We start from the raw sequence: 18,325 nt of genomic DNA on the forward strand, positions 1-18,325 counted from the left end.
CAGGGATGAGGCTGGCCGGGGCGCAGCGGCTGGCACAAATCGTACGCGGCGCCGACACCGGACGCCTCGGTCTCACGCCGGAGTCAGCCGGCCTCTACTGCTGCTCTTCGCGGCAGGCCTGACGGCAGCCACCGGCATTGCATTTGCCAGCCTGTCGTCGCTATGGCCGTTACTCACCTACGATCTTGCGCTGCTCGTCGCATTCCGTCACATCAGGCCGGACGGACGAGCATCATGAATCCGGGGCGGGGACTGCGGCCCATCGCGCCTCGATAAGGCCAGTCCGTGCGGCACGGAAGGCAAGACCGCATCAATCACTCAGCGTGTTCGGTTCGTCGCGATGCGCTTTGACCGATGCGAAATACGTCTGCAACGCGGGGGCGGAACGGTCGTTCAACGAGCAGATTCGTGCCAGCCAGTCGGCCTCCGCGGGCCATTCGCCTTCCACCACGCGCGGATAGATCTGCCGGACGAACTGATGCAGAGCATTTGCGCCGATATTGCCGCTGATGCCGAGCAGGACGTGCAAGGTTCCACGTGTCGAAGCGAGGTCGCGGGCCGCGACACTGGCCGCGAGCTGCGCGACAGTCGAACGAATCTGCTCGATGCCGTTGAGGAACGTCTGGTCGAGCAAGTCGAGCGCCACCAGTTCCTGGAGATGCTTCTCGTCGAGCAGCGGTCCTTCCTTGACCGGCGCAGGCTTGCCCACTGGCGCAACGGGCGTGTGCGACGGATCTGCGTTGCCGCGCGCATTCAGCGCACGGTGCTGGGCGAACTGTCTGGCAACGCAGGCGTAAGGGGAGCCGACCTGCACCGGCTTGATCAAGACCTTGTTCATGCCCGCGGCGACGCAGGTCTGCACGGCGTCCATATCGGCTTGACTGGTCAACGCAATGATCGGCACTTCGGCGTACGCGTCGGTGCGAGCGCGAATCGACACGGTCGTTTCCACGCCGCCCATTCCCGGCATGTTCATATCCATCACGATAGCGTCGATGATCACGTCCTCCTGCAGGCGGGCCAGCACAGCCCGCCCGTGTTCGGCCTCGATGACGCTCGCACCGCATCGCTCCAGATAAGTTTTGGCAACCAGTCTGCTGTAGGTGTCGTCGTCCGCCACCAGGATCGTTTTGCCGGTGAACCCGTCGACGCGCTGGCGCAGGTGATACCGATTGCCGTTTTCGAAAAGCGTCTGAAGCGCGCGGATCAAATCCACCATGCTGCTGGATTTGCTGACGAGGTCGTCCATGCCGGCTCGCCGGGCAAGCGCGCGTGCCACATTGCCTGGCTCCGCCGTACAGGCGGCGATCAGAACATTCCAGTTCGGATTCTGGTGGTCGGCGCGGATTCTCTCGGTAGTCGTGTAGCCATCCAGAACCGGCATGTTGACGTCCATCAGCACGAGGTCCGATGGCGTCGGCTGGCGCAGCTGGGTCAGTGCCGCCTCACCGTCTGCCGCCTCGCTCACGTGCGCGCCCAGCTTCGACAACGCGCGGCGGATTCTCGCCCGCTGAGCCGCATCGTCGTCGACGACGAGAATGCGCTTCCCGCTGAACAACGGCGTGGCGCGCTCAAAAATTTTCTGTTCGTGGTCCGCGACTTCGCTCTCCGAAACGACCGGAAACTGCAGCGTGAACTGCGTAAATTCGCCGACTTCGGAGCGGCAGCGGATGGTGCCGCCGAAGGCGCGCAACGCACGTTGGCAATAGGCAAGCCCGAGCCCCGTACCCGCCGAATTCCCCGCGGTACGGAAAGGCTCGAACAGATGCGGCAGCATCTCGGGCGCAATGCCGGGCCCGGTGTCATGAACCCTCAGCGTCTGCCGGTCGACCGTGAGCGTGAGCGTCGCCGAAGCATGCGCGGCAATGTGATGGAGCGCGTTCTTGATCAGATTGAACAGCGTGAACAGATAGACGGTTTCGTCAACCTTGAAGGTGAAATCCTCCAGCACCACCAGTCTTACCTTGCCGCGCTCCTTCTGATCGCCGAAGCCGTATTCGTCCAGCGCTTTGCGGGTGGCGCTCGCCGCGCTCAGATAGGAGAGGTGATCGGAGCGGATGGGGTTCGCGCTGACGATGTACGTCCACCACAGCCAGTAGACCGGATGTCCGATTGTGCCGATCACGCCAACAGCAAACACACTGTAGTCCGATACCTTGGCAGAGTCAGACACCACCCGGTTGAGATAGCGGATGCCCCCTGAAATGGCTCTCATGTTGCTCTTTTATCTTTTTTAATTCAGCCTCAGAATTTGAAGCTGCTAACGTTGAATGACATGCCGGCGCTGCCGACCCAGCATAACACCCTGTCTCCCCGCTTCAGCCGCCCGCTGTCCTTTGCCAATGAAATGGCAGCCGGGATCGAGGCCGAAACGAGATTGCCGGTCTCCGGATAGATGTGATACATCTTGTCCTCGATCCCCACCTTCGCCCCGTAGCCGTGCCACGCTGCTTCGAGAAGGCGTGGGTAAAGACAATGTCGATGTCTTGCTTTGGAACAGGCAGCTTGGTCAGCACCTCGGACAGCTCGTCCGAATTCTTGTGAAGTTCATGGCCAAATGATGTGAAACGCATGTCGCCATTTTTCCCGACCCGCTCGGATGGGTGGCAATACCCTTCGTAGCCCGGAATCGGGATGGTGCACAGGTCCGATATTTCCGGCTTCGCGCGAAAAGCAAAGCTGAAGTTTTCCGGTTCCTTCGCGACGAGCAGGGTAGCGGTTGCGGCCTCACCTATCGTGAACGACGGCAATGTATATTCGATCTGGGCTTTGTTCTTCAACGCAAAATTCCCGGGATACAGTGGGCCACCTGCCAGCATATTGAACTCGGCATTCACAATCATAGCGTTTCTGTACTGACCGGACTTGAAGAGACTGTCGATAATTGACATGGCTCGGGTCCAGCTCATGCAGGCGTCGACCACGTCGAAGCACTCGGCATTGATGAATCCGAGTGCGCTCGCCATCATGTGGCTGTTGCCTGGCTCAAGGAGTCCTCTGCCGATGCCGACATAAATGAACAGCTCGATATGTTCCGGCCGCAGATACGTTTCCGCTAGCGCCTTGCGCGTGGCCATCGCAACGTGATCGATCGGTGCCTCGTGGCTTTCACACCAGCGTCGGTTGACCAGCCCGCTCCTGTCGAGCTGTGTCTTGATGGTGCGCATCCCCCGGTCGATGTCGCCCTCGTAGTCGGTCGAATGGAACGAATCATATCGACAACTTCATCGTTCGTAACGACCCTGGACGGCAGGCTGACTGCTACATTCTTGATGAGCATAAAAAATCCATGAAAAAAATAATTCGGTGGGTAAAAGTACGTTTCGTGCGTGTGGTACGCGAGTACCCGCGACTTCAGGTACCCGGCCTTGCGGCGCTCGTACATTAACGCGTCCACCGAAAATCATGAATATTGTCCCGCCTGAGATATTGCCAATGCAGGTTCGAGTGTCGAGTCCAACCCGCCCGCCGCCCGCGGCTGCAATCGGCGGACAGCATCACGAGCCGCCGCGGGCTGGCGCTAGTTCAGCCTGACATCTACACTTATTCCACACCCTGATGAAGTTGTGAGGTTCGGCGGCGGTATTGCTGCAATAACCACGGCACTCACATGTCCATCTCATAGGAACGCTGGCGCTGACGCCGGCAGGCAGCGCTTGCTGGCAGTGGCCCGAACCGCATTGAGGAGACACCAGCATGAACGGCTACCAGGTCACCTTCTTCACCCAACAGGATCGCCGTCATCATGGCAAGCCGCTGGCCGATTGGCTCGTCCGTCTTGCGGGTGAACTTGGTCTGCGCGGTGCTACGGTGATACCGGCCTCCGAAGGAATTGGCCACCATCACCGCGTTCATTCCGCACACTTTTTTGAATTGGCGGATCAACCCTTATCCGTCGTGATGGCGATGACGAGCGAAGAAGCCGACCGGTTGTTCGACCGGCTGCGCGCCGAGAATGTGCATCTGTTCTACGTCAAGACAGCTGTTGAATTCGGGGTCGTCGGGAATGACAACGGGAGCACTGAAAAGTCCTAGCGTCTGACTTCTCCGTTTCGTGAGCAAAGCCCGCGAAGCCAGTGAAAGCCAGTGTTGCCGCGCCGTCCGTTAGCGACTATTTGCCCAATCCCTTACCGCCCAGGAAAAGAGCCGTAATGCGGTCGGCGGATGTCGATTGGCTGGATAGTAGAGGCACAGGCCGGGAAAAGGTTGACTCCACTCGGGCAGCAATCGAATCAGGCGGCCAGCCGCCAGATGGTCGGCGGCGAGATCTTCCGGAACCCATGCTATGCCGATGCCGGCGAGCGCCGACTCGACCATCAGGTTGGTATTTCCGAGCGTCATCGGTCCGTCGACATCGATGCTGGCGCTCTTGCCGCGATGTTCGAGATCCCATCGATAGAGCGCGCCGCTCGCGAAGCGAAACCGGATGCAGCGATGCTGCGCGAGATCGTGCGGCGCTTGCGGCGGCACGTGTCGCGCGAGATACGCAGGAGACGCGACGGCCGCGAACCGCATGTCGGGTCCGAAGCGGATCGCGATCATATCGCGCGGCACGTCGTCGAACACGCGAATGCCGGCGTCGAAACCGTCGGCGACGATATTGACCAGACGCGTGTCGACGACGAACTCGATGTCGATGTCAGGATAGGTGGCGAGAAAATCGGGCAGTACGTGGCGAATCAGCGGCCGCGCCGCATTCTCTGACGAGCTGATGCGGATCGAGCCCGACGGCCGGTCGCGCGCGGACGCGACTTCATTGACCGCGTCTTCGAGATCGGCGATCGCGGGCCCGACGCGACGCAGCAGCTGTTCGCCCGCTTCGGTCAGCGCGACCGAGCGGGTCGTGCGGTTGAACAGACGCACATCGAGCCGCGCCTCCGGAAGGTTAGCTATCTACTATCCTCGCGAGCTTCAGGAAGTCCACTCCCGCGCCAGCAAGCAGATCAACTCCCCGCGTCCTCAGGGGCATTGAGCACCACAGCCATAAAGTGGCGGATTACCGGGCAAGACACAGCATTTGGCGCCACCACTTGTCTTAGGCGGCGACTGAGTCGGAGCACACGGCGGGTGCGGGCAGTTGTAGGGGAAATCTGTCGGGAGGGGACACGACGGCGAACTTGGGCACGGAACAAAAGGCGCTCGAGGCTTCTCGGCCATCGTCGTAACGCATATCCCACCGGACTGCTTCTTTGAGACGCATCCCTGCGTTCCGCCCTCGGTGCGCGCTCGGATGGCAAAGCAGTATTGTGTATTCCTATTCAGACCGCTGATGACGACACCATCACGCTGGCCAAATCTTTTCCGATACGGACCGTCTCCGGTTCGGTTCTTGCCCACGTCCCGATCGTCGGGACCTCGCACATAGATGTCATAGTAGATTGGCGTTTCACGTGTAGCGACCCGCCACGAATAGTAGATCTCAGTGTCGGAAATGACCACAGCCTGTTCCTGGTTCGGCGTTCCCGGTCGATCACTACAGCTGGCGTGCGCTGAGAGTAATTGAAGCAAGATGAACGCGACGGCGACCTGTACTCCGCACAGTTTCACATCGATCGTTCCGTGAACGGTAGGTCTGCTTCCAGACATTGGTCCACCCGTCGGTAAACGCTATAGAGATCTCGATCCGTCGGCTGTCCTGCCACCCAACAACCTCAAGTAGAGCCTGTCGCTAAGGCAGGATAGCTCGTGTGAACGCAGACAATGTCAATGTCAAAGCAGTCGTTGATACCACGGGTGCGACCTCATCGTCGACAACGGCGTTTGGCGATGAAGGAACCGGGCGCACGAACTGAGAATTCGCACTATGCGGTTAAACGATCGCTCGAGGGCAGTCAGCGGTCCCAGCATCGAATTTGAAGTAACCTGTTTGGGCCAAGCTTCGCATCGATCCAGCGCGTCTTGGATGAAGCACAACGAGAACGTTCAGGCGTCCATCCGCCAACCGCCGACGATACGATGGTTCCTGATACGTTTGCTGAGCACGGCTGACCTTGGACATCACCAGTTGTCTCGTCAAAACTGCCGCAGACTGAGGCATATACACTGCCGTTGCTAATTCGCCAAGTGCCCGGGTCTGCCCAGTTCCCCACTGTCGATCGACAAAACCACCTTATGTGTGTGTGGCCATTGATCTGCACCCGGCCAGTCCAGTTTTCGCTGTCCCGGCTACCACGCTGTAGCAGGATCCCGCTTGCGGTTCGTGGATCGAACACGTCAACGTAAGATGTGGAAATGAAGACATCACCGCTACACCTGTCTGTCATCGTTTCAAGTACGCGTGATAAAGAAGAGGTCGAAAGAAACAACCCAACTAACAAGGCAGCAATCAAGGCAGCGGTAACTCGCACTCGCATTTTTTTCACCTTTCTGGGAAACTTCCGTAACCGTACTATTGCCCGTGGTCAACCGTAAATCAACTTCTCGCCCACACAGTCGGTAACGCAGCCAATTGCAACTGCGGCCATGGTCCCTATGCCGTATTTCATCGCGATCACGACGCGTTTGCGCCTTCGGGCGAAGGTGGATTTGGCACTAGGATGCTGAAATCTGAAAATTTGCAACGTGCCGCGTCACTGTCATCTGAGGTCGGAAAGCCGAGCTCGCGCGAAACCACCATTCGCCAACCAACACTCTCGAATGGCTCCATGTACTTCGAGGGCTCCGACATCGGGATGCCAGTAAATGGAGCAGAGTCAAAATCGTTATATCGCCCGACTTCGTCCGGCAGTTCGTCGGTTAGCGACAATCAAAGAAAAGTTCTATGCTGTCAAGGTGAAGCCGTTTTTGAAACGCTGGGATTGTTAGAAGGACAATCCCGAAAATGAGGAGAGCAACGAAATACGATACCGGACGAAGATTCAGGACCGACCTTTGACATCACCTGAACTCGTATTTTTTGCTACTTTATAGGCGAAACAACAGAAACAAGCAAGCTACATTACTGCGCGCTTTCCGTAGCATTGTTGCGTTGTGTGAGCAGAATGTTGGAATAGCGCTCTCCTGTGGTCTTCGCCCGGCCGTGAAGAAGTCGAGCAAGTTTTCTGCTGAAGTCCGGGAACGTGCAGTCCGCATGTTACGAGAGCATCGCGACGAGTATCCGTCACAGTGGGCGGCGATCGAATCCATCCATCGCCCCCCAGATCGCCTGCACGAGCCAGACATTACTGGGGGCAAGCGAGATGAAGTCGATAGCGGCGAGCGCGAGGGCGTGACCACGTCAGAACACGAACGCCTCAAGGCACTCTACCGCGAGGTCAAGGAACTGCGCCGTGCCCATGAGATCCTGAAGCTGGCGAGCATTTTTCGCGTTCGAAGTTGCCGTTCGATTGAAATTGCCGGACCGATGTCGGACGAGCAACCTATAGCGGCCGGTGTCGGTTTGACGGGTCAACGGCCGCAATGGCCGAGATGCTCGCCTTGGGCATCAGGCAGGTTTCGGTGACCAGCCGTTCGAATGGCGGCTTTGCGGACTCTGCGAGCGGCAGCAATTGGCCCGACCCCGGTCCGACGATGAGTCGATGGAACGCTGCGCCGTTAATGCGTCCACGTCGGGCAGCAGTCGACCCACTTCTGCCGGTCGCCGCTACGCCGTCTCGACGGCTGCTTTCAAAACTGCAACGGTCGTTCGATCTTTCACACCGGCCGACTTTAACTCCGAAATTGCGCCCAAAATGCCGTATGGATCAGTCGCAGGCGGGCGTTTTTCGAAAAGCATTCATATGTGCGGAATCGCACATACCCGGCTCGTCCGAACTAACTTTCACTAAGACTTGGACTAGTCTTTGTTCAGGCTTTCAACGTTGTCGTCAAGCACGCGCGGGTGGACCCACCTCTCGTATCAAAGCCAAATGCCAGTCGGTACGCCACGCACTATCGAAAGGCCGAGCCGAAAGCGTGGAAAGCAGATCGCCAGTTCGTCGTCGGTACACCGGTCCAGCGTGAAGAAAGGCTGGATGGAATCCAAAGGCTGTAATGACTTCCGTTCAGCGGTTCACGCCAATCCGCGGGTCAACTTTCTATCGGCGCGGACAAAGGAGAGGTATACGGCTGCGACGCACGAAGCAGCATTCCTTGGCAATATGTGCGCCCGGTCGTTGAGTGGGTATTTCTTGGAACATACCGGCCGTTGAGGACTGGACAGTGATTCAAGTTTTTTTTACTAGCTACCTGGTTGTCCTGCTGGCAGAGCTTGTCGGAGACAAGCTGCTATTCACTACAGGGATACTTGCGACCCGATACCGAGCTAGTCCAATCTTAATTGGAGTGGTGACCGCGTTCGCACTGAAGATGTTAGTTGCTGTCTGGTTTGGTTATCTCATATTGCGGTTGGCCGGTTGGATAATCGCGACTCTTAGCGCGCTAACCTTTATTTCGACGGCGATAATACTGTGGAAGGAGAAGTTACCAAGCGAGGAGCCCATCGTTGTGCCGACAACCGTGCCTTCTTTTTTGCGCAGTGCCGTCGTCTCATTTTCCGCAGTCTTCTTCGCAGAGTGGGGGGATGCGGGGCAGCTCGCGGCGGCTGGCCTTGCAGCCACATATCGGTCCTTCCTCGTTGTATGGCTGGCTGCCATGCTTGCGATGATTACCAAGACGTTGTTCGCGGCCGGAGTCGGGACGGGTCTTCGGCACAGATTGCCACAGACGCTGATGCGTTACGGCGGAACGGCGACGATGCTTGTTTTGGCTGTCATGGCCGCATTCAGGGTCGACTAGAGCGCTGCGGAGGGTCGCAAACCCGAACTGCTCGCCAGATGATCGGGGCTATATCCGCGACGTATCTTACGTCGGTCAAAGATGAGGCAGGCTGTTCCGATGAAATTCTTCAGAATCCTCTTGCACCTGCTAACGGGCTTCGTCCACATCCTCATCTTCGGATGGACCACGGCGCTACGGGGCATATGGCAAAACCTCCACAACATTTTCACCCGGTGGTGGACGCGCAGGCGGTTGCCCGATCGGGCCCGCAGGGCCACCGATTCCCGGTGCGTTCCGATCAATGAGCCAGCCTTCAAGCATCCCGACCCGCTCATCTACTCTCAATACGATTTGATGGCGCGTGGCTACGCCGTGACATGGGACAATCCCGACATCGAGTTGCGCAAGGGCGGCGCCGTAGTGCCGTCTTGGGCAATAGAACCGGCCACTGACTACGAGATCGTCGCCCGCATCTGGAACGGGGCTCCTGACGCCGTCGTGGTCGCCCTCCCGGTCATCTTCTCATATCTGAGCTTCGGGATCGGGGTGAAGATCAATCCGATCGGTGCCACGTCGGTGCCGCGTCTGGGTGTGAAGGGCGGACCCGATCACCCGGCGTTCGCTAGCATTGCCTGGAAGACTCCTTCGACGCCTGGGCACTACTGTCTCCTCGCGTTCCTGGCACCTACTGACGACACCAACTACAACAACAATCTCGGCCAGGAGAATGTTCTCGTGGGCAAGGCAGCGTCGCCGGCCAACGTCACCTTCCAACTCGGCAATCAGAGCAGCCGGGATCAGCGCTTTCGGTTCGAGGTCGATATCTACGCAATACCGCCGGTGGCGAGTTGCGATCCGGGTCGGCAGCAACCTCTGCAGCCACCGAAGAACCTGCCACTCATGGATGCGACGCGCCCGACCGTGCCTCCGGTCCACGACCGAAAAAACTATCCTCTGCCGGCGGGGTGGACGGTGGACATCCAGCCCCCGGAACCGAGCCTCGCACCGGGCGACGAGATGACCATCGCTGTCGAGATCACGCCGCCGCCTGGCTTTACGGGCCGCCTGCCTGTCAACGTCCATGCATTCGACGGCCAGGGCCTCGCCGGCGGTGTGACGCTGTATGTCGAGGTGCCGTAACCTATGCGGAAGGAGGCGGTCGTGGCCTTTACCCAGTTCACCAAATGCGTCGACGTGAAGGACAAGGTCTACCCTGGCGTGCCGACGGTGGCGGCTGTGCTCGCCGCCATCGCGATACTGGTGTTCGGCGGAGGCCTCTCGCCATACACCGCAATCCCCCTGCTGCTAATCGTGATCGGGTTCTGCAATTGGTGGCTCTACGACCGTCTGCTTTGCCTCGGCGGCGATCGCTGTGCCATTGGGTTCCTGGGTGCGGTCGAGCCGTCCAGCGGCAAGTCCGGTCTGGAGGCGTTCGACACCGATTTCAGCTTCAATCTCGTGCTCGCCCCACACCAGTACCAGGAACTGCCGCCGGATTACCCGCCCCCGGGCCCGCCGCCGTTCCCACCGGACCCCAAGGAGGAGGAAAAGAAGTTCAAGGAGGCGCTGCATAGGCAAATCGCCGATGACGGATTGCAGGGCGTCCTGATCAAGGAGACCGCTACCACCGGCGATGAAAAAACCATTTTCGGCACCAAGAAATATGACTTCCAGGGCTATTTCTCGACGCTCGGCGGCTGGTCGGTCAAATATACCTTCCAGCCCTACCTGCATTGCGAGTTCGAAGGAGCCGGGGTGATGGATCTGCTCCACGCGGCTGAGGCTGCGCTCGCGTTTGCGACGGCAGCGGCGGTCTTCTGCGCAATACCCGTTGTCGGTTGGGTCGTGTGCGCGGTGCTGAGTGTCGTTGCGGCGATCATCGCGATCGTCGGCGTGATCGGAGCTATGAACGACAAAGCCCAACCAACGGTCTACGATCCGGTGACCGGCAAGACATCCAGCGAGATGCATAGCGGTAGCGACATCCTGTTCGTGAAGGGCACATGGGTTTTCGACACCTTCCACGAAGGCTGGAACGAAATCCATCCCGTGAAGGAGTGCTATCGCATCGCCACCGCTCGCTTCGAGCGTGCGGACGTGATCGACTGGGACGATGCAATTGCGAGCTACATGGTGGCAATCCACCGCTGGACCTGGGACGCCACCAAACTGCCCGTTCGCACGCCGATCAAGCTGGACGGACCGCCCAAACCGCGAGACTGGACCGATTGGGTCGCATTCTGGTGCGACCACGTGGGTACCACGTCGGACCCGCTCACGGTCGCCGCGCAGGCACGTCCGGAAAACCAGTGGGCTGTCCACCCTTTGATCGACGGTTGCCGGCCGGAACCTGGGGTCGATCCGGATCCGGGCCCACGATAGAAGCTGCGTTCACTCGCCCAGACGCGCCGTATCCCCTGCGCTCCAGCTCAGGCGGTGCCTCCGTTCCCTCCGGTGGCGGAGCGAACCGGTACTCGGCGGCGGCTTCGGGCCGAACCGTCGAGCACGAAGTGCCGGTCTCCATAGGTAACGAGATCAGCAAGCGATTGCATGTCGCAGCGCTGAACTACCCACCGAGCCCCCCAACCGCGATGGGCAGGCGATGTGCAAATCCGACGTCGCACAGCCTTTGAAATTTGCCGTCACCTGTCGGGTTCGTAGTGCGTAAGCTGTCACGTCAGTGGCTATCGACGAGCGGCAGCTATATTGGCCGACGACTTGTTGGATGGAGTCTGCACCTCAACGTCCGGTACTTGGGCGTAGCCGACGTTCGAACGTCAGCATCGGAGTGGGGACGGATGACCGTTGATGGCCGGTAACCCGGAAGTCCATGGACGGTCTGAGCCGCACCCATCCCGGCCGAACGCTAAACTTCCATAGACGACCCCTCTCGACCGTTCAACACTCGGCTGGCCCGACGTCTTTTCCTTTCCCCAAGTACAGCGCTCACTCGTCCTATGGTCTTACGAGCCGATCACCGCCCGTTGCGCCCTTTTTGAGCGCGGATCATCTACTTCGCGTGGTCGAACGCCGGCTCCGAGAACCGCTCGATCCAGACTGCCAGGCGGTCGGCCGCAAAACTGGCAGCGCGTGTGCCGGCGCGGCAGACGATGGTGTCACCTTCACGCCCAAACTGCAGGGCGCCGCCGGCTTCTTCCACCCACAGCAGGCAGGCCAGCCAGGCAGCATGCTCGGCCGATACGGACTGACCCACCGGCCGGGTGAGGAACTCGCTCAGCGTGGTCGGCGAAGTCCAGATCAGCGCATCGCCACCGCCGCGTACTGTGGCGCCGAGGACTTCAGCGAAGACCTGCACCGCATCGGCAGCGCTACGCCCCGCATTCTGCGCACGCAGCTCCACCAGGCGCATGCTGACCGCGTGGCCGAAGCTGCCGCTGCATTCGCTCTCGGCACGCACCAGGTCGGCGTAGTCCATACGCTGCCAGTCCGGCTCCGCATTGCGCGTACCAGCCAGTTCGGTACCGGCAAGGTAGGTTTCGACCGGCTGGAAGCGGCCCGGGCCGATCAGGCTGGCGCACAGCGTGTGCACGATGCCGATGCGGGTGGCCACGGTCTGCGTCTGCAGCACGCCCAGCTTCTCGCGCACCAGTTGGTCGCGTTCCTTGCGCAGTCCCGCCAGCTCCAGCGCCTGCTTCATCTCCATGCGCAGCGCGGTGATGTCCCACGGCTTTTTGATATAGCGATGTATCTGGCCTTGATTGACGGCCTCGACGGTCTGGTCTAGCTCCGAATAGGCCGTCGTCAGGATCCGGACGATGTGGGGATAGCGCTCGCGCGCATAGCGCAGAAGTTCGTTGCCATATTCGCCCGGCATGCGCTGGTCGGACACCAGCACGGCCAGGCTGGCGGCGTGGGCATCCAGCATTGCCTTGCCGTCCTCCACGGAGGCGCCCGTCACCACCGGCGCGATCGCGCCGATGGCGCGCTCGAAGTATTTGACCGCGGTGGCTTCGTCATCAACGAACAGAATCGCCGGGGGCGGTGTCTGGTTAGCAATCGTATTGCTCATTGGTAACTCCTGTGCATTCGATCCTTGAAATTTTGGAATTCCAGCGTCACGGTCGTGCCGGCGCCGGACGCGGATGCAATCCTGATACTCTCGCCAGAGGACTGCATGACGCGGTTGTAGAAAATCATGCCGAAGCCGCTAACGCCGGCGTTCGTGATAACTGGGTCGACCAGCAAGCGCTGTATCACCTCGGGGGCAACACCGGGGCCGTTGTCGCTGATGCCAGCACCTCGCGCACCGTGCCTATGCCTAGCGGCTTCTCCAGGATTCGAAACACCTTGCCGGAATTGACCGCTTCCAGCAGCGCGTTGTTGTCCGCGTAGGCTGTCACCAGGATTCGCACGATATGCGGATACTCCTGAGAGACTTGCCGCAGCAGGTCGTCGCCGTGCCGGCCCGGCATGCGGAAGTCGGTCACCAGGATCGCCACCCGTGCACCTTCGCGGCGCAGGATCGACATGGCCTCGTCCGCGCAGCCGGCGAGCAGCACCTCATAGTCGCTGCCGGCCGAGCGCGCAAAGTACTTGCGGGCCAACTCCTCATCATCGACATAGACGACAGTCTGCCGCGCTTGCTGGGTCTCTCTCATCTCGACATCACTCCACACGCGGCAGGTCGAAGTTGAACGCGGTCCACTTGCCCAACTGGCTTTCTGCAAACAGTGTGCCGCCGTGCCGCTCCACCACCGCATAGCTGATGGACAGGCCAAGGCCGAGGCCCTGGCCGACTTCGCGGGTAGTGAAGAATGGTTCGAACACCCGCGCCAGATTCTCCGCGGCGATCCCCGGGCCGTTGTCGCGCACATTCACGTGCAGCCGGTCGTCGTGCCATTGCGCCGTGACATGGACCTGCGGCGATACGGTGCCGGCCTTGTGCATGGCCAGTGCGGCATTCGAGAACAGGTTGATGAGCACGCCGATGATGGCGGCTTCGTCGCCCAGCACAAGGGTGTCGCCGGGCAGCTCGCGCGTGACCGTCACGCCGCGCAGCTCATGTGCGCTCAGCCGCATCGACGAGTCAAGCGCCTTCTCGAACAAGAACGGCACGCCGTCTGCTGCCGCGCCGGGCTTGCGGTAGGCAAACGTCTTCAGGTCCGACACGATATGCTGGATGCGGTGCATGCCCTGCTTGACATCCATCAGGCACTCCTGCAACGACGGGCTGTCCTTGGCCTGCGATTCCTCCATGGCTATTTCGATGGCCATCAGGCAGAAGTTCACCGGGTTGTTGACCTCGTGGAGCAGCCCCGCGGACAACGTACCGATTGCAGCCATCTTCTCCTGCTGCAGCAACTGGCCCTTGATCTTTGCCAGGCTTTCATTGGTACGGGCGAGCTGGTCGTTTTTGTGCGCCACCTCATCCTTTAGCCGGAAAAGCTGGAAACGGCCCTTCTCGTTGAAGTAGGTATAAATGGAGCTGGCCAACGCGCAGAAGAAGATCAGGATTAGCTGGAACTGAAACTTGCTTGGGTCCTGTATGCCGCCCGGATGTGCCACGCAGGCGATGTAGTAGAGCCAGACCGTGGCCAGGCCGAATGCCAGCGTCTGCCAGTAGCCGGAGGGGAACAGGATCCCGACCGCAAAGATCGTCAGCATAAGCCCGGCATAGAACAGCGACTCCTCGCCCTGCGTGACATAAATCATCCAGGAGATCATTGCCTGCGGCAGCAGCAGCCAGAAGAAGGTGATGACCTGCACGTGGCGTTTGCCCGTTTCCGTGTAAAGCGCGAGCAATGCCAAGCCGATGGCTGCGCTGGTCAGCAGCCGAACGATGGCAAAGCGCTTCTGCTCAGCCGGATACACGACATAGTCCATCGCCATGCCCATCAGCACCAGCACGATCACAGTCAGGCCGCCAGCCTTGCTGCACAGCAACCGGTAGTCGCGCAGCTCTTCACGATAGTTCGAATGTAACCCAGCCACGGATGTTGTCATCTCAGGCTGCTTGTTGCTGGCCGATCGTCACCTCGGCAAACACATTAACCCCGGTCGGGTCCGTGTACAGGCGCGGCTCGCCGCAGTTCTCCGGCATGATTTCGGCCATCTGTGCCTCGTTGCGATAGATCAGGTACCACTCCAGCACGTGCTCCATGCTGAAGCGCTCCGGGTTGTCGGCGTGGACATTGGTTACCAGCAGGCGGCCGCCTCGTCGGGTGCGGCTGGCGAAATGCTGGTTCAGCCGGGCACAGACCTTGTCCGACAGGTAGTCGAACAGGCCGGCGCAATAGACCGCGTCAAACTCGCGGACGTCCGATGCGTCCGCATCCATCCGGCGCTTGAGCAGGTGGTGGACCGAATCGTGCGTGTAGCTAATGGTCATGCGCGTGGCCGTTTGCTGTGCGATGGACCCCAGGCGGTCGCGCGTCCAGTCCAGTGTCTCCTGGCTGAAGTCAAGCAGTTCGAACGTCAGCCACTCCGGTTCGTCGTATTCATGCATGAAGCGCTGGATCTCCTGAGCGGGGCCGCAACCCACGTTCAGCACCCGGAACGGCCGCCGCGCGGCGCGCGCTTCATTGGCCAGCCGGGTCAGGTAGTCCACCAGCAGCTCGACGCGATTGCGGTGCGCGCGTGCCACGGCCGTCTGCAGAAAGGCCGCGTTGACGATCTGGAAATACGTGCTCGGGCCTTGGCGGGGATCGTCGAGCATCTGGTTGACCATCTGGTAGTCGCCGGCATAGCCCAGCGGCTTCGTGAAGGTGCGGAAGACGAAGGGCGAGCGCAGCAGCAGCGGATGTAGCGCGGCCTGGGCAAAGGCACGGTGTGCCGGCGCCAGTTCTTCGTCGACCAGGCGTGCCTCGCCTTCGAATTCGTCGAAGTAGAACTTGGTCCTTTCCATCAGTGGCGATGCCAGTTCGAGGAAGAAGTCCTCGCGCAGGCTTTTGCCTTCCTTCGGCATGGTGTCGGTCAGGTCCGCCTGCTCGACCCAGCGCGACATGTCTGAGAGAAAAGCCCGGATCTGGTTGACCGCGATCTGGTAGTCACGGCGGATTTTGAAACGCTCGGCCCAGTCCTGCCCGAACCGGCGGGCTTCTTCCCCCACCGCGCGCGCTTCGAGCGCGCCGCCACTCAGTTCCCGCCATTCGGCGATCAGCGTCACCGAGACGATGGCTGTCAGGCCGGTATTGACCATGCTGATTACGACCGCCTTGCCCGAATAGGCGTGTTCCACGCCCATCTTGACCGACAGGTCGCTCAGCACCTCACTGACCTGGACAATCGAGTACGGGTTATAGACCTCCATCACCAAGGACTTTCGCTGGAGATTGATGATCGTGCCCCGCACCTGCTCGCCCTGCGAGTTGCGGAAGCTCACTACCGGATCGATTTGCGTTTTGGAATACACAGTATTGCGGCCAGGTAAGTACCACGAGAAGTTGGTTTGAAATTTGGTGCCATACCCCGGCCGGTCGGTTGGCCAGTTCAGCGTCGATGGTTTCCTCGGTCCAGTGACGAAGCGTCGCCATCGGTATTTCAGTTATCGCCACAGCAACGCGTCCTTTCTGTCGGCGTACCACTTCCTCCCGAACTGCATCGGCCAGACAAGTTTCGCATTTGACTCATCCGCGTCACCTCGCGACAGCACGTGTGCTAATGGCATCACGGTTTTGACGAGACTCATTAGCCTGGTGGGCCTGAAGCCGGTTTCGGAACAATACGGACCTTTGCGATTGCAGCATTCTACTGATAAAAAAAGAATGCTGGCGTCTCACGCGGATTTTCGTCAGTGAAACTGCCGGGAAGCACTCGACGAACGGGCGCCAAAGGACTGCGGGGGCTTCCCCGCTGAGGGCGCGGATTTCGCGCGGCGTTCATCAGGGACGTGACGGATCAGCAGCGGCAGCGAGAAGAATGGCAGCAACTGTCGATGGTGGTGAACGGAAGCGACAACGCGATTATCGTCGCCAGCCTCGATGGGACCATTTCGTTTATCAGCGGCGCCGTCACGGGAATGCTGAGGTACGAGGCGGCCGAATTTCATGGCCTGCGCCTCTTCGAAACGTTCCGATCTGCTCGGCCGTCTCGCGGGCGATGAGTTCGTCGCGGTTCTGCCGAATTGCGGCGTGCGGCAGGCGAAGAGCATCGTCGAGCGTCTGCTCGCCGCGACTGCGCCGCCGGTCGTCGTGGGTGGCGCGTTGATCCATGCGAGCGCCAGCGTCGGTATTGCGATGTATCCCGCGGACGGCCGGGACGTGCTGACGCTGCTGCGCCAGGCCGACATCGCGATGTACCACGCGAAGGCGGAGGGCCGCGGCCGCTTCAGCTTCTCCCGCTTTCTCTTGCAGACTGCGAATGGTGCGTGCCGGCGGGCGATCTGAATGCTCACTGAGAGGGCGCTATACGGAAAGGCGTCGAATCCTTATGTCACATCGAGCGGTGCACATGTTCACCAGATTGGCGCTGACGTGCACAAGCAGAGGGAGATTTTTCCGGAGTTTCGTTGCCTTCTTTACCAGGAACGCCAATCTTTTTTCTCCTTGGAAATGGCCGGAATCGCCTGGTACATTGCATACATGAATTTTTTCGACTGGGACATGTTGTCGTCATATGCAAAGATTGAACTCTTTACTTTTGCTTTCTCGTGGACTTTAATAAAAAAGCTTTGCCTCAAGGATCTATTAGACGAACGACATTTCGAGAGGGAGTTATGAAATCAAACATCGCCGCGTTAGTGATTATGTCTGCCTCGTTGGGGATGATCTCATCGCATTCATATGCGCAAGTTGCGGGCACGCAGCCTCTTGGGGTTAGCGTCGAGGAATCGACGGATCTCATCCTTGGATGGAGCGCCAAGAAGTCAGTCCTTAACAAGCCGGTGTACAACGAGAATGGCGAAAGGGTCGGCGTTATCCACGACATCATTATTGCACCCGACCATTCGGTTTCCTATGCGATCGTCGCCGCGAACCAGTTCCTGGGTGTAGCGCATCACGACGTCGCCATCCCGATCGAGCAGCTGGACTATACAAACGGCAAGCTGGTGCTGGCGGGCGCCACGAAGGCGGCTATCAAGGCTGTGCCCGAATTTGAATATACGAAGATGAAGGCGACCCCGACACCGCGCTCGGAGTTTCCGCATCACTAGGCCATGGTTCAGTGAGTGCTGGACTTTCCGGGAAAGCCATCGAGTAGGCGGCACAATGCGCTATTACCATTGAGCTGGCGCCCAGTGCGACGGCGGGCGCGACCGCGCGCACCGCGAGATAGAGCGGAAAGTTGAACGGCGAGATCACGCCGATGACGCCGAGCGGGCGCCGCCGTGCCAGCGACAAACGCCCTGGCGTCGAGGGCAGCACGTCGCCGGCCGAGCGTGACGGAAGACCGCTCGCTTCGTGAAGCGCCTTGACGGTGACCGATGTCTCGAAGGCCGCCTTGGCTCGGGTCGAACCGCTCTCCCTTACGATCCAGCCGACGATTTCATCGAAGTGGCTTTCGGCTAGTTGCGCCGTCCGGCGCAGCACGGCGGCGCGCTCTTCGTAGGGCAGCGCGGCCCATGCAGGCTGCGCGCGATAAGCCGTCGCGGCGTGCCTGGCGCGCGGGTATCCGGCGAAGGTTGGAGGGCATCTTGCGTTGCGTGGTAACACGGAAATCGCAACGACGC

The 18,325-nt window shown here is 59.9% G+C and carries 16 protein-coding genes and 3 pseudogenes; 7 read left to right on the forward strand and 12 right to left on the reverse strand.

Annotation, left to right across the window (positions count from 1 at the left end; genetic code table 11):
* Positions 1-310 precede the first annotated feature (310 nt).
* The 3 genes and pseudogenes from HV744_RS18405 to HV744_RS18410 all read right to left on the reverse strand — a co-directional run.
* Positions 311-2,074: pseudogene (locus tag HV744_RS18405) on the reverse strand (ATP-binding response regulator); the annotation flags it as partial.
* A gap of 170 nt (positions 2,075-2,244) precedes the next feature.
* Positions 2,245-2,361 (reverse strand): hypothetical protein, encoded by a 117-nt coding sequence (locus HV744_RS37410; RefSeq protein ID WP_246279110.1) that lies wholly within the window; start codon positions 2,359-2,361, stop codon positions 2,245-2,247.
* Entirely contained in the window at positions 2,319-3,167 is an 849-nt protein-coding gene (locus HV744_RS18410; protein WP_246279100.1) for a beta-ketoacyl-[acyl-carrier-protein] synthase family protein, read from the reverse strand. The genes HV744_RS37410 and HV744_RS18410 overlap by 43 nt, the downstream gene beginning before the upstream one ends.
* Positions 3,168-3,696: 529 nt before the next feature.
* Between HV744_RS18410 and HV744_RS18415 the strand changes: the two genes are divergently transcribed.
* Entirely contained in the window at positions 3,697-4,035 is a 339-nt protein-coding gene (locus HV744_RS18415; protein ID WP_175150884.1) for a DUF190 domain-containing protein, read from the forward strand.
* 69 nt (positions 4,036-4,104) lie between these two features.
* On the opposite strand, the pseudogene HV744_RS18420 reads toward HV744_RS18415, so the two are convergent.
* Both HV744_RS18420 and HV744_RS38490 read right to left on the reverse strand, forming a co-directional pair.
* Positions 4,105-4,878, reverse strand: a pseudogene (locus HV744_RS18420) (LysR substrate-binding domain-containing protein); the annotation flags it as partial.
* 1,697 nt (positions 4,879-6,575) lie between these two features.
* Positions 6,576-6,683 (reverse strand): hypothetical protein, encoded by a 108-nt coding sequence (locus HV744_RS38490; RefSeq protein ID WP_175150940.1) that lies wholly within the window; start codon positions 6,681-6,683, stop codon positions 6,576-6,578.
* 335 nt (positions 6,684-7,018) lie between these two features.
* Here HV744_RS38490 and HV744_RS18430 point away from each other — a divergent pair.
* The 4 genes and pseudogenes from HV744_RS18430 to HV744_RS18445 all read left to right on the forward strand — a co-directional run.
* Positions 7,019-7,303, forward strand: a pseudogene (locus tag HV744_RS18430) (IS3 family transposase); the annotation flags it as partial.
* An 836-nt stretch (positions 7,304-8,139) separates the two neighbouring features.
* A complete protein-coding gene (locus HV744_RS18435; RefSeq protein ID WP_175150885.1) occupies positions 8,140-8,715 on the forward strand; it encodes a TMEM165/GDT1 family protein in 576 nt (191 codons plus the stop codon).
* Between the two features lie 99 nt (positions 8,716-8,814).
* The gene (locus tag HV744_RS18440; RefSeq protein WP_175150886.1) at positions 8,815-9,837 is read left to right on the forward strand and encodes a COG1470 family protein; all 1,023 of its coding nucleotides are present in this window, start codon (positions 8,815-8,817) and stop codon (positions 9,835-9,837) included.
* A 21-nt stretch (positions 9,838-9,858) separates the two neighbouring features.
* Positions 9,859-11,079, forward strand: coding sequence for a hypothetical protein (locus HV744_RS18445; protein WP_175150887.1), 1,221 nt, complete (start codon positions 9,859-9,861; stop codon positions 11,077-11,079).
* A gap of 628 nt (positions 11,080-11,707) precedes the next feature.
* Here HV744_RS18445 and HV744_RS18450 read toward each other — a convergent pair.
* The 6 genes from HV744_RS18450 to HV744_RS18470 form a co-directional block, all read right to left on the reverse strand.
* Positions 11,708-12,727 carry a response regulator gene (locus HV744_RS18450; protein ID WP_175150888.1) on the reverse strand — a complete coding sequence of 340 codons (1,020 nt, stop codon included), beginning with the start codon at positions 12,725-12,727 and terminating at the stop codon, positions 11,708-11,710.
* Complete coding sequence (locus tag HV744_RS38495) at positions 12,724-12,915, reverse strand: ATP-binding protein (RefSeq protein WP_425497759.1); 192 nt, start codon at positions 12,913-12,915, stop codon at positions 12,724-12,726. The genes HV744_RS18450 and HV744_RS38495 overlap by 4 nt, the downstream gene beginning before the upstream one ends.
* Positions 12,912-13,316 carry a response regulator gene (locus tag HV744_RS18455; RefSeq protein ID WP_425497760.1) on the reverse strand — a complete coding sequence of 135 codons (405 nt, stop codon included), beginning with the start codon at positions 13,314-13,316 and terminating at the stop codon, positions 12,912-12,914. Before HV744_RS18455 ends, HV744_RS38495 begins: the two co-directional genes overlap by 4 nt.
* Before the next feature lie 7 nt (positions 13,317-13,323).
* The gene (locus tag HV744_RS18460; RefSeq protein ID WP_175150889.1) at positions 13,324-14,661 is read right to left on the reverse strand and encodes a sensor histidine kinase; all 1,338 of its coding nucleotides are present in this window, start codon (positions 14,659-14,661) and stop codon (positions 13,324-13,326) included.
* A 1-nt stretch (position 14,662) separates the two neighbouring features.
* Positions 14,663-16,069 carry a class I SAM-dependent methyltransferase gene (locus HV744_RS18465; RefSeq protein ID WP_175150890.1) on the reverse strand — a complete coding sequence of 469 codons (1,407 nt, stop codon included), beginning with the start codon at positions 16,067-16,069 and terminating at the stop codon, positions 14,663-14,665.
* A gap of 378 nt (positions 16,070-16,447) precedes the next feature.
* Positions 16,448-16,705: a hypothetical protein gene (locus HV744_RS18470; RefSeq protein WP_175150891.1), complete on the reverse strand. Its 258-nt coding sequence runs from the start codon at positions 16,703-16,705 to the stop codon at positions 16,448-16,450.
* Between HV744_RS18470 and HV744_RS18475 the strand changes: the two genes are divergently transcribed.
* Both HV744_RS18475 and HV744_RS18480 read left to right on the forward strand, forming a co-directional pair.
* Positions 16,704-17,042: a diguanylate cyclase domain-containing protein gene (locus HV744_RS18475; RefSeq protein WP_246279101.1), complete on the forward strand. Its 339-nt coding sequence runs from the start codon at positions 16,704-16,706 to the stop codon at positions 17,040-17,042. The genes HV744_RS18470 and HV744_RS18475 overlap by 2 nt on opposite strands.
* A 329-nt stretch (positions 17,043-17,371) precedes the next feature.
* Complete coding sequence (locus HV744_RS18480) at positions 17,372-17,809, forward strand: PRC-barrel domain-containing protein (RefSeq protein ID WP_175150892.1); 438 nt, start codon at positions 17,372-17,374, stop codon at positions 17,807-17,809.
* Here HV744_RS18480 and HV744_RS38500 read toward each other — a convergent pair.
* On the reverse strand, positions 17,733-18,308 hold the full coding sequence (locus tag HV744_RS38500; protein ID WP_246279102.1) for an aldehyde dehydrogenase family protein: 576 nt from the start codon (positions 18,306-18,308) through the stop codon (positions 17,733-17,735). The genes HV744_RS18480 and HV744_RS38500 overlap by 77 nt on opposite strands.
* Positions 18,309-18,325: the final 17 nt, after the last annotated feature.

The sequence above is a fragment of the Paraburkholderia ultramafica genome (assembly GCF_902859915.1).
Taxonomy (GTDB): domain Bacteria; phylum Pseudomonadota; class Gammaproteobacteria; order Burkholderiales; family Burkholderiaceae; genus Paraburkholderia; species Paraburkholderia ultramafica.